The sequence below is a fragment of the Bacteroides sp. RCH18 genome (genome assembly GCF_058231005.1).
Window position 1 is genome coordinate 23,315 of record NZ_JBIPTC010000002.1, and the last position, 12,397, is coordinate 35,711.

A 12,397-nucleotide genomic window follows, 5' to 3' on the forward strand; every position below is an offset into this window, starting at 1 on the left:
CGCGGATAGTAGTAAATAAACTGAAAAACAACTATAATAAACTTTATCAATGAGAATCCTTTTTTTATTAGTAGTATTGTCGGTTACTTCTGCCCTACAGTCGCAGGTAGTCATTAAAGAGAATGCTATTCAGAGTAAGTATGCTTTTCCCTTAGTTACTTCGAAAGCGAAAGCTGTAGTAGTTTATGATACTGATGACTATTTGGTGGTACGTAAGACTGCGGAGCTTTTTGTTTCGGACGTCGACTCAGTGACCGGACAACAATTACGGCTGACGGACAAACTGAAAGGCGACAAAGAGATTATTATTGTGGGTACAGTTGAGAAAAATCGGCTGATCCGCCAGTTAGCTGAGAAGGGCAAGCTAGATATCTCTTCTTTGGAAGGGGCATGGGAACGATTTCTGATTCAGACGGTTTCCCGTCCATTCCCCGGAGTCAGCAAAGCGCTGGTAGTAGCGGGAAGCGACAGGCGGGGAGCTGCGTACGGACTTTTCTCTCTTTCGGAAATGATGGGAGTGTCTCCTTGGTACTGGTGGGCTGATGTTCCGGTGAAAAAACATAAGACGCTTTATGTCGATGCTCCCGCCACTCTGTCCAAGACTCCTTCGGTGAAGTACAGGGGGATTTTCCTAAATGACGAAGACTGGGGACTGAAACCTTGGGCTGCCAAGACATTCGAGAAAGAAAGAGGAAATATCGGTCCTCGTACCTATGCCAAAATATGCGAACTGTTGCTGCGACTGAAAGCCAATCATCTGGCACCGGCCATGCATCCCGTTTCTACCGCATTTTATAAGATACCGGAAAATAAACTGGTAGCTGATACCTTTGCCATTGTTATGGGGTCCAGTCACTGCGAACCGTTATTGTTGAACACAGCCAGCGAATGGGATAGCAAGACGATGGGGCCATGGGATTATAACAAGAACAAAGATAAGATCAACGAGGTATTGAGTAGCCGTGTGAAGGAAAACTGTGCCTATGAAAATGTATATACGCTGGCTTTAAGAGGCTTGCATGATGCAGCTATGGGTGGCGGAGATGTGCCGATGCGGGAAAAGGTTAAAATGCTGGAAAGTGCACTGAATGCTCAGAGAGATATCATTGCCCGGCATATCGACAAACCTGTTGAAACAATCCCACAGGCATTTACGCCTTATAAGGAAGTGCTGGAAATCTATTCGAACGGACTGGAATTGCCGGATGATGTTACAATTATTTGGGCGGATGATAATTTCGGTTATATGAAACGTTTGAGTGGTCCGCATGAACAAAAGCGTTCCGGACGTGCAGGCGTTTACTATCATATATCTTATTTGGGGGTTCCTCATAGCTATTTGTGGTATAGTACTACCCCTCCGGCATTGATGTATGAAGAACTTCGCAAGGCGTATGATACCACTGCCGATCGTGTCTGGCTGGCGAATTGCGGAGATTTGAAAGGGGCTGAAACACAAATCTCCCTTTTCCTCGATATGGCTTATGATATAGACAGCTTCAATGCGGATAATGTTGCCACTTATCCGGCACGTTGGCTGGCAAAGATGTTTGGTGAGGAGTACTACGATACATTGGAAGATATTACTTGTTCTCATATAAATCTGGCTTTTTCCAGAAAGCCGGAGTACATGGGCTGGGGATATTGGAATAACTATTGGGGAGGCGGAGAGAAACGTACGGATACGGAGTTCTCTTTTGCTAACTATAATGAAGCGGAAAGACGCTTGACTGAGTATAGCCGTATTGGGAAAAAAACGGAGGACTTGTTAGCTTCATTGGACGAAAAGAGTAAACCGGCTTTCTATCAATTATTATACTATCCGGTGAAAGGGGCCGAACTGATGAATCATATGACCATCAAAGGACAGTTTTACCGTCAGTATGTCCGTCAGCAACGTGCTGCAGCCAATCAGCTTAAGGCTCAGGTGAAATGCTATCATGATAGTCTCGAAATCATAACCGATGGATACAACTCTCTGCTGGATGGAAAATGGAAGCACATGATGTCTTTAAAACAGAACTATGATGGTACAAGTTCCTATTTCATGATCCCATTGATGGAAGAGGAATACACACCTGTTGGCGCTCCTAAGCTAGGGCTTCAGGCAGAAAGCGAAAATTTGGATAAAGGAGGAATGAGTTTTCATACATTGCCCGCCTACAGCACTTATTCACGTAAAAGTCATTGGATAGATATATATAATCAGGGGACCGGAGAACTAAGCTGGAGCATCACGCCTTCGGAAGACTGGATACTAATCTCTCAGAAAAGTGGTAAGACGTCTGCGGAAAACCGTATCTATATATCTGTTGACTGGGATAAAGTGCCGGCAGGAGAAAAGGTGAAAGGGCAAATTGATATAACTTCCGGCACCCAGAAGGAGACTGTACTGGTTTCTGTATTCAATCCTGAGTCTCCTGCACGCACAGAAGTACAAGGGTTGTATGTAGAGGAGAATGGTTACATTTCTATTCCGGCAGCCGATTTCCACCGGAAGTTTGAGAGTAATGACATTCGGATGAGTATCCTTCCGGGACTTGGTTTTGAGGGGCGCTCTTTGCAGTTGGGGAATCCGACAGCTCCCTTACAAATGTATCGTGCAGGTGATGTCCCCAGAGTGGAATATGATTTCTATACATTTAATGCCGGGATTTATGATGTATATACGTATGTTTTGCCGACATTTCCCTTGCATGCTGAGCGGGACTACAAATTGCCGGAACATACTAACTCGGATACAAAGTATAGTGTCCGTATAGATGATGGTTCCATTTCTACTCCTTCCACTTCGGCTATCGAATATTCTCAAATCTGGTATGATAGCGTATTGAAGAATTGCAGAGTGAATAAGTCCACTTTATATGTAAAGAAGCCCGGTAAGCACACTTTGCAGATACGCTGTGGTGATCCGGGCGTCGTTATTCAAAAGATTGTCATTGACTTGGGAGGAATGAAGCGTTCTTATCTCGGTCCTCAGAGTACAATCTGTAATTAGTTCTGTTTTTTATGAATAGGGGAACCGGATGGTCTTGCCATTGGTTCCTCCTCTTTCTGAGGAGTTCCCAGCACGGGCATTCCGTCTTTGTCCCAGTCTATCTTCTGTAAACGGGGAGAACGGGAATCGGATGCGCCAGGAGCGTCATTCGGTATCTGGCGGGCATGATATAGCATATACCATTCTTTCCCATCCGGAGACGGAGTGAAAGATATTCCGCCGGGACCGTATACATTATTTTCTGGGTCTTGCTGTAGTACCGGAACCGGAGACTTCTTCCAGGAAGCCGGATCGAGTAAGTTGGCTTTTGCGTCTGCAGTCAGTAATCCGACACAATAATAAGGAGTCCAGCTACCACTGGCTGAATAGAAAATGCATGCTTTGTCTTTATTCTTCGATTCAAAATATTGGGGTGCTTCGTTTACATGTATCGGATAGGCTGTTTTGCTGCCATCCGGATTTACCCATTGGCATTCCCATTCGTATTCAGGTTTGGAGATGAGAATCCTGTCAGAAGATAGTGTCCATGGATTTTCCATAGTAGCGATGTAGATACATTGGGTTTCACTGTCTATCCTTCGTTTTTGCCAGCCGCACCATATCATATAGCGTTGGCCATCATGTTCAAAGGTGCTGGCATGGATTGCCCAGTTGTTGTCTTTATCTGTCTGTATGCGTCCTTTCATCACAAATGTTCCTTCCATGGGGTTAGCGGCTTCATTCTCGACAACATAAATCTGGTGATTATCCATATTGCCGTCGTCTGCGGCAAAGTAAATATACCATTTGTTATTTATACGATGAATTTCGGGTGCCCACAGATGATAGGAGTTGCTGGGGTCGGTGGGTATCCATACATCTTTTTGAGTAGCATGTGAGAGGTCTGTTATATCATCGGTTTCCCAAAGTATGACTCTGTTTTCTGAGCCTTGTGTATAATAATATTTGCCTTCATGAAAAATAGCCCATGGCTCTGCTCCACGTTCAAGTAACGGGTTCGTATAGGTATCTCCAGAGGCTACAGTTTCTTTTTCTGTTGTAGCCTTCTTATGCTGGCAAGAGACACCGATTAATAAGATAATGGATAATAAAAACAATCTGCTTCTCATGGTACTTCTCATTTGATAATGACAATGCAAAGTAAGCATAAAATATTGATAAATCATGCAAATGGAAGTAGAATGGTCAGTTTTTGTTGTTAAATGAACTGTAATTTCTGAAACTTTTCTTTGTTTTTTCTCATCTTTGCGAAGTGAACTTTTAAATAAATAATATATGAAACTTAGACATCTTTTTCTTTTCTGTGTAATTTGCTGTTCTGTATCTATATTTGCCCAAAACAAAAGTAAGCTTCCGAAAACGAGTGGTAATCCTATTTTCCCTGGTTGGTATGCCGATCCGGAGGGGATTGTGTTTGGAGATGAATACTGGATTTATCCTACCTATTCTGCCGCTTACGATGATCAGATATTCATGGATGCTTTCTCATCAAAAGATCTGGTGAACTGGACCAAGCATCCGAGAATACTGGAAAAAGAAAATATCAGTTGGCTTCGTCGTGCTTTGTGGGCACCGGCTGTCATACATGCGAACGATAAGTACTACATTTTTTTCGGAGCCAATGATATCCAAAATAATAATGAGTTAGGCGGAATTGGCGTTGCTGTAGCGGACAACCCTGCAGGACCTTTTAAAGATGCGTTGGGAAAACCGTTGATTGATAAAATAGTAAATGGTGCTCAGCCGATTGATCAGTTTGTATTTAAGGATGATGATGGACAATATTATATGTATTATGGTGGTTGGGGACATTGTAATATGGTGAAGATGGCACCGGATTTATTGAGTATTGTACCTTTTGAGGATGGTACTATCTATAAGGAAGTGACTCCCCAAAATTATGTGGAAGGGCCGTTTATGCTGAAACATAATGGAAAATATTATTTTATGTGGTCGGAAGGTGGCTGGGGAGGTCCGGATTATAGTGTAGCCTATGCCATTGCGGATTCACCGTTCGGTCCGTTTGAAAGAGTCGGAAAAATTCTGCAGCAAGATACTAATATAGCAACCGGTGCTGGTCATCATTCGGTAGTTAAAGGTCCCGGAGCAGATGAATGGTATATCATTTATCACCGTCGTCCGTTGGGCGAAACTGCAGCGAACAGCCGTGCAACTTGTATAGACCGTATGTATTTTAATAAAGACGGAAAAATAGAGCCTGTCCGTATGACTTTTGAAGGAGTAGGAGCTAGCCCTTTGGCAACACCTGTTCGTGCTAAAACATATGCTAATCCTGTAATAAACTTTAGTTTGCCCGATCCTACTATTATAAAAGGAGACGATGAATATTACTATCTATACGCAACTGAAAGTATTAAAAATGTACCTATTCATCGATCAAGAGACTTGGTAAACTGGTATTATGTAGGTACTGCTTTTACAGATGTTACCCGTCCAAACTTCGAACCTAAAGGGAGAATATGGGCACCGGATATTAATAAAATCGGTGATAAATACGTAATGTATTATTCTATGTCCACTTGGGGAGGTGAGTGGACATGTGGTATTGGTATTGCTACTGCTGATAAGCCGGAAGGACCATTTACTGATTTGGGTAAGTTATTCCGGAGCAATGAAATCAATATACAGAATTGCATTGATCCTTTTTATATTGAAGATAATGGAAAGAAATACCTTTTTTGGGGGAGCTTCCACGGAATATATGGTACGGAACTGACAGAAGATGGTCTCTCTTTGAAGAAAGGTGCTCCAATAGAGCAAATAGCCGGTACTGCTTATGAAGGTACGTATATTCATAAACGGGGTGGCTATTATTATTTGTTTGCTTCCATCGGTCGTTGCTGTGAAGGCTTGAAGAGCACATATACTACAGTCGTGGGGCGTTCGAAAAATCTGTTCGGCCCTTATGTTGACAAGAAAGGGCGTTCAATGTCGGATAATCATCATGAGATATTGATTCAGAAGAATAAAGCATTTGTCGGTCCGGGGCATAATTCAGAACTGGTGACAGATAAGAAAGGAAACGATTGGATGTTCTATCATGCGGTAAGTGTTGCTAATCCCGAGGGTCGTGTATTGATGATGGATCGTGTACAATGGAAAGGTGGCTGGCCATTTGTGAAAGGTGCTGAGCCTTCTTTGGAGGCTGTCGCTCCAAAATTCTGATCAGAATGATAATCTAAAATATACGGAGATATTGTATATAAATTCCCCTTATCCGGTACGCCGGGTAAGGGGAATTTATATATATACGCTGTTATCTGATACTTTAAAAGGGCGTTTTGGTCTGTATTTGTTCTTTATTGAATAGAGATTATCGTTCTTTTTCGTCTATTTCTGCAATCTTTGTAACAGGAAAAATATTAAAACTTATCAACTATCATGAAAAGCAAAATTCTTTTGGCGGTAGCTTTACTGCTGGCGATATCAACTACTACTGTATGGGCGGCTGATAGCTCAGAAAAAACGAACCAGAAGACAGGGTCTTACACCAATGAAGATGTATGGGCGGCATACGAAGGATTTAATAATACGCTGCTCGACCCGGATAAATATATCTATAAGACAACTTCATCCTATGAACAGGCGGTAGACCGTGGTCATGGCGCAGCGGCTATCTGGTGCCAGCCTATTTACTGGGATATGTCAATGAACGCCTATAAACTGGCGAAGGCTCAGAAAGATAAAAAGAAAAGAGCCTATTACAAAGAGCTCTGCGAAAAGATATTCGCTGGAAATAAAGCCCAATATTGTCACTTTGATTTTGATAATAATAATGAAAACACCGGATGGTTTATCTATGATGATATCATGTGGTGGACGATCTCTTTGGCACGTGCATACGAACTCTTTGGTGTGGATGAATACCTGAAACTGTCTGAAGAGAGCTTCAGCCGTGTATGGTACGGTTCTAAGAAAGTAGGCGATACAGGATCATATGACAAAGAGAACGGAGGGATGTTCTGGCAATGGCAGCCGATCCATAATCCCAAGCCGAACAGACCGGGTGACGGAAAGATGGCTTGTATCAATTTCCCTACCGTGGTAGCAGCACTTACACTATACAATAATGTTCCGAAGAAGAGAAAAGAATCAACCGAAGAATCACCTAAGTATCAGACAAGAGAACAGTATTTGGCTAAAGGCAAAGAGATTTATGAATGGGGAGTAGAAAACCTGTTGGACAAGAAGACGGGCCGGATAGCCGATAGTCGTCATGGCAACGGTAATCCAGCCTGGAAAGCACATGTATATAATCAAGCTACTTTTATCGGTGCTTCCGTATTGCTTTACAAGGCGACTAAAGAAAAACACTACCTGGATAATGCAATCCTTGCAGCAGACTATACAGTCAATGAAATGTCTGCGAAGCATAACCTGCTGCCCTTTGAAAGAGGAATCGAGCAAGGTATCTATACGGCTATTTTTGCAGAATACATAGCTATGCTGGTATACGACTGCGGACAAACACAATATATCCCGTTCCTGAAACGTAATATCGAATCCGGTTGGGCAAACAGGGATAAGACACGTAATGTATGTGGTGGAGAATATGAGAAAGTATTACCGGCCGGTGCTGAGATAGACAGCTACTCGGCTTCCGGTATACCGGCATTGATGCTTCTGTTTCCGGCAGAAAAATAATCCGAAGAGAAACGGGGTAACGACCAGATATAGAAATGAAAATACACCTGAATATCATGAACAATAAACATTTGCTGATTGCTCTCGGCTTGCTTCTTGCCTGCAATCATGCTACTTATGCGCAAAAAGGAAAAAGCAAAGAAGCAAAGACCACGTTTCAGACTGCTGAACCCTGGAAACCTGAAACAGACGTACGTGCTGATGCCACGATGGTATATGGTACACTGGATAAGCCCGGAGTAACTTTTGAACAACGCATTCAGTCATGGAGAGACAAAGGTTATCTGACGGAATTTATGACCGGAGTTGCCTGGGGAGACTACAAGGACTACTTTCTGGGGAAGTGGGATGGAGTAGACGGGCATCTGAAAGAAGGACAGCGCGACCGTAATGGAAATGAAATAGCTCATGGTCATCTGATCCCTTATATCGTACCTACCGAAAGTTTTATCCGCTATGTGCAGGAAACACAGATCAAACGGGTGATTGACGCCGGGATAACATCCATATATCTGGAAGAACCGGAGTTCTGGATGCGTGGCGGATATAGCGAAGCTTTTAAATCCGAATGGCAGAAATATTATAATTTCCCCTGGCGAGCTCAGCACGAATCTCCCGAAAACACATACCTTTCCAACAAACTGAAATATCATCTGTACTATAATGCGCTGGATAAGATATTCACTTATGCCAAAGAATACGGAAAATCGAAAGGACTGGACATCAAATGTTATGTGCCGACGCATTCTTTGATTAATTATACTTCCTGGCAGATTGTAAGTCCGGAAGCCAGCCTGGCTTCATTGGATTGTGTAGACGGCTACATTGCCCAGGTATGGACAGGGACTGCCCGCGAACCGAATTTCTATAACGGCGTGCAGAAAGAACGTGTATTCGAGAATGCGTTTCTGGAATACGGGTGTATGAAGTCGATGACTGCACCGCTGAACCGGAAAATGTATTTCCTGACAGACCCGATCGAAGACCGTGCGAAAGACTGGCTGGACTATAAAATCAACTATCAGGCCACTTTTGCAGCACAGTTGATGTATCCTATGGTAGATACCTACGAAGTAATGCCCTGGCCGGACCGTATCTATCAGGGACTGTACCGGATAGCGGGAACGGATCAGAAAGAACGCATTCCCCGTTCTTACTCCACCCAGATGCAGACAATGATTAATACACTGAATGATATCCGTACTTCCGATAAAAAGATTACAGGTACACAGGGCATCGGCGTACTGATGGCAAACTCACTAATGTTTCAACGTTTTCCTAATCATAACGGTTACGATGATCCGCAATTTTCTAGTTTCTACGGACAAACTTTGCCTCTGTTGAAACGTGGTATTCCAGTAGAACTGGTACATATGGAAAATACTCCTTTCAAAGAAACATTCAAAGGACTCCACATACTTGTCATGTCTTATTCAAACATGAAACCGATGAAACCGGAATATCACAACTATCTGGCTGATTGGGTGAAAAAGGGCGGAATACTTATTTATTGTGGAGAAGATATCGACCCTTATCAAACGGTACTGGAATGGTGGAATACAGAAGGAAATGAATATAAAGCGCCTTCGGAACACCTGTTCGAGAAGATGAATCTGTCCCGTAATCCGGGTGAAGGAACTTACCGCTATGGTAAAGGAACGGTGATTGTGATGCGTGAAGACCCCAAACATTTTGTTTTGAAAGCCGGAAACGATCAGAAATATTTTGAAACGATCGCATCCGCTTATCAGAAAAAGCAAGGGATAGAGATAGAAACCAAGAACAGCTTCATTGTAGAACGTGGTCCATATACCATTGCTGCTGTCATGGACGAAAGCGTTTCCAAAGAGCCACTGACGTTATCCGGATTATATATCGACCTGTTCGACAAAGACCTGCCGGTACTGACTTCCAAACAAATCCAACCGGGTGAACAGGGGTATCTTTATGATCTGAATAAAGTATCCAATAAAATAAAAGCAAAAGTACTCTGTGGAGCTTCTCGTATCTATGATGAGAAAGTCAGTAAACAAAGTTACTCTTTTGTAGCTAAAAGCCCGATAAATACAACGAATGTATCAAGAGTCCTCTTGCCTCGTAAACCAGAGAAAATACGTGTGAATGGAAAAGAGGAACAACCGGAATGGGACGAATCATCAAAAACTCTTCTGTTGAGTTTCGAGAACGATCCTGCCGGTGTGAATGTGTCAATAGAATGGTAAATAGATAAAATAAAACAGGTAATTAAATTATGAAACAACAACTGATGACGCTGTTGCTGGGAGCAGCCTCTGTATTTTGTAGCTGTGAGACCCAGCTGGAACAGCATGTGAAGAGCGAGTTGCGTGCTCCGGCTTATCCGCTGGTGAGCATAGACCCGTATACCAGTGCATGGTCTTTCACGGACAACTTATACGATGGTTCGGTCAAACATTGGAGCGGTAAAGATTTCCCTTTAATCGGTGTAGCTAAAGTCGACGGACAGACTTACCGCTTTATGGGAACGGAGGAACTGGAATTGAGACCTCTGGTGAAAACTTCGGAACAAGGTAACTGGACAGGAAAATATACAATTCAGCAACCTGCCGACGGATGGCAGAATGTCGGCTTCAATGATGCTGCCTGGAAAGAAGGTGAAGGTGCCTTCGGAACCATGGAGAACGAACATGTAGCCAAGACCCAGTGGGGTGAGGAATTTATCTGGGTACGCCGTGTCGCTGATATTCAGGAAGACTTGACTGGTAAGAATGTGTATCTGGAATATTCTCATGATGATGATGTGATTATCTATATCAACGGAATAAAGGTTGTAGACACAGGAAACGCTTGTAAGAAGCACGTACAGGTGAAGTTATCGGAAGAAGTGGTAGCGTCCCTGAAAAAGGGAGAAAACCTGATTGCCGCTTATTGTCACAACCGCGGAGCGAATGGCTTGCTGGATTTTGGTTTGCTGGTAGAATTGGATAATAACCGTTACTTCAATCAGACTGCACAGCAGACTTCTGCCGATGTACAACCTATGCAGACTTATTATAACTTCACTTGCGGTCCGGTAGACTTGAATTTGACATTTACGGCACCCCTATTTATGGATAACCTGGACTTGATGACACGTCCTGTCAACTATATTTCTTATGAAGTCATTTCTAACGACGGACAGGCGCACCAAGTTGAACTCTATTTTGAAGCTGCTCCTCAATGGGCACTCGATCTGCCTCATCAGGAATCCGTAGCCGACAGCTTTACTGACGGTGATCTGTTGTTCCTGCGCACCGGCAGCCGTAATCAGGACATCCTGAAAAAGAAAGGTGACGATGTACGTATTGACTGGGGACACTTCTACCTGGCTGCTGAAAAAGAGAACAGCACTTATGCTATCGGTGACGGAAAGAAACTCCGCCAAAGTTTTACAGAGAATAAGCTGGAAGCTCCTACCACCAATGGTTATGACAAACTCGCTTTAGTGCGCTCACTGGGTGAAACAAAGAAAGCGAACGGACACCTGCTGATCGGTTACGATGATATTTACTCTATCCAGTACTTTGGTGAAAACCTCCGTCCTTACTGGAATCGTACAGGCAGTGAAACAATCGTATCGCAATTCCAGAAAGCAGAACAGGAATACAAGACTCAAATGCAGAATTGTGCAGCTTTCGATAATAAACTGATGACAGAGGCAGAAGCAGTCGGTGGTCGCAAGTATGCCGAACTTTGCGCTCTGGCTTATCGTCAGGCATTAGCTGCCCATAAACTGGTACAAGCTCCGAATGGTGACCTGTTATTCCTTTCCAAAGAGAATTTCAGTAATGGTTCCATCGGAACAGTCGATCTGACTTATCCGGGAGCTCCGTTGCTTCTGCTTTACAATCCGGAACTGGTGAAAGCTACCATGAACCATATCTTCTATTATAGTGAAAGCGGAAAATGGACCAAACCGTTTGCTGCTCACGACGTAGGTACATATCCGCTGGCTAACGGTCAGACTTACGGAGGCGATATGCCGATCGAAGAATCCGGCAATATGGTAGTCCTTGCTGCAGCGATTGCTGCTGTAGAAGGAAATGCCGACTACGCACAAAAGCATTGGGAAACTCTGACAACCTGGACGGATTATCTGGTTGAGTACGGTCTTGATCCGGAGAACCAACTTTGTACGGATGACTTTGCCGGACACTTTGCGCACAATGCCAATCTTTCTATCAAGGCTATCATGGGTATTGCTTCTTACGGCTACATGGCAGATATGCTGGGCAAAAAAGACGTTGCTGAAAAGTACACGAAGAAGGCGAAAGAAATGGCTGCCGAATGGGTGAAGATGGCGGATGACGGCGACCACTACCGTCTGACATTCGACAAACCGGGAACCTGGAGCCAGAAGTATAATCTGGTGTGGGACAAATTACTGAAACTACAGATTTTCCCGGAAAAAGTTGCTGAGACAGAAATTGCTTATTATCTTACGAAGCAAAATAAATACGGCCTTCCGCTGGATAACCGTGAAACTTATACCAAGACTGACTGGATCATGTGGACAGCTACCATGGCACAGGACAAAGCTACTTTCGAGAAGTTTATTGAACCGGTATATCTGTTTATGGATGAAACGACTACCCGCGTTCCGATGTCCGACTGGGTATTTACGGACAATCCGATTCAGAGAGGTTTCCAGGCGCGTTCCGTAGTTGGCGGCTATTTTATAAAGATGCTTGAAGAAAAACTAACTAAATAAAACAA

At 43.5% G+C, this 12,397-nt stretch carries 6 protein-coding genes and 1 pseudogene; 6 read left to right on the forward strand and 1 reads right to left on the reverse strand.

Annotated elements, in window-relative coordinates:
- Window positions 1-49 precede the first annotated feature (49 nt).
- Window positions 50-2,998 carry a glycosyl hydrolase 115 family protein gene (locus tag ACHLI0_RS15480; RefSeq protein ID WP_490749604.1) on the forward strand — a complete coding sequence of 983 codons (2,949 nt, stop codon included), beginning with the start codon at window positions 50-52 and terminating at the stop codon, window positions 2,996-2,998.
- On the opposite strand, the gene ACHLI0_RS15485 is transcribed toward ACHLI0_RS15480, so the two are convergent.
- Window positions 2,995-4,107, reverse strand: coding sequence for a glycoside hydrolase family 43 protein (locus tag ACHLI0_RS15485; protein WP_490749605.1), 1,113 nt, complete (start codon window positions 4,105-4,107; stop codon window positions 2,995-2,997). The genes ACHLI0_RS15480 and ACHLI0_RS15485 overlap by 4 nt on opposite strands.
- 166 nt (window positions 4,108-4,273) lie before the next feature.
- Here ACHLI0_RS15485 and ACHLI0_RS15490 point away from each other — a divergent pair.
- The 5 genes and pseudogenes from ACHLI0_RS15490 to ACHLI0_RS15510 all read left to right on the forward strand — a co-directional run.
- Window positions 4,274-5,257, forward strand: a pseudogene (locus ACHLI0_RS15490) (glycoside hydrolase family 43 protein); the annotation flags it as partial.
- Window positions 5,255-6,184 (forward strand): family 43 glycosylhydrolase, encoded by a 930-nt coding sequence (locus ACHLI0_RS15495; RefSeq protein WP_490750162.1) that lies wholly within the window; start codon window positions 5,255-5,257, stop codon window positions 6,182-6,184. The pseudogene ACHLI0_RS15490 and the gene ACHLI0_RS15495, both read left to right, overlap by 3 nt.
- A gap of 216 nt (window positions 6,185-6,400) precedes the next feature.
- On the forward strand, window positions 6,401-7,663 hold the full coding sequence (locus tag ACHLI0_RS15500; RefSeq protein ID WP_490749606.1) for a glycoside hydrolase family 76 protein: 1,263 nt from the start codon (window positions 6,401-6,403) through the stop codon (window positions 7,661-7,663).
- Between the two features lie 56 nt (window positions 7,664-7,719).
- Window positions 7,720-9,885, forward strand: a complete 2,166-nt coding sequence (locus ACHLI0_RS15505; RefSeq protein ID WP_490749607.1) for a hypothetical protein — start codon at window positions 7,720-7,722, stop codon at window positions 9,883-9,885.
- A gap of 29 nt (window positions 9,886-9,914) precedes the next feature.
- A complete protein-coding gene (locus tag ACHLI0_RS15510) occupies window positions 9,915-12,392 on the forward strand; it encodes a glutaminase domain-containing protein (protein ID WP_490749608.1) in 2,478 nt (825 codons plus the stop codon).
- Window positions 12,393-12,397 lie beyond the last annotated feature (5 nt).

Excerpts from the sequence above, each read along its gene's own strand:
- ACHLI0_RS15480 (WP_490749604.1), top strand. The coding sequence starts at position 50 with ATGAGAATCCTTTTTTTATTAGTAGTATTGTCGGTTACTTCTGCCCTA.
- ACHLI0_RS15485 (WP_490749605.1), bottom strand. The coding sequence starts at position 4,107 with ATGAGAAGCAGATTGTTTTTATTATCCATTATCTTATTAATCGGTGTC.
- ACHLI0_RS15500 (WP_490749606.1), top strand. The coding sequence starts at position 6,401 with ATGAAAAGCAAAATTCTTTTGGCGGTAGCTTTACTGCTGGCGATATCA.
- ACHLI0_RS15505 (WP_490749607.1), top strand. The coding sequence starts at position 7,720 with ATGAACAATAAACATTTGCTGATTGCTCTCGGCTTGCTTCTTGCCTGC.
- ACHLI0_RS15510 (WP_490749608.1), top strand. The coding sequence starts at position 9,915 with ATGAAACAACAACTGATGACGCTGTTGCTGGGAGCAGCCTCTGTATTT.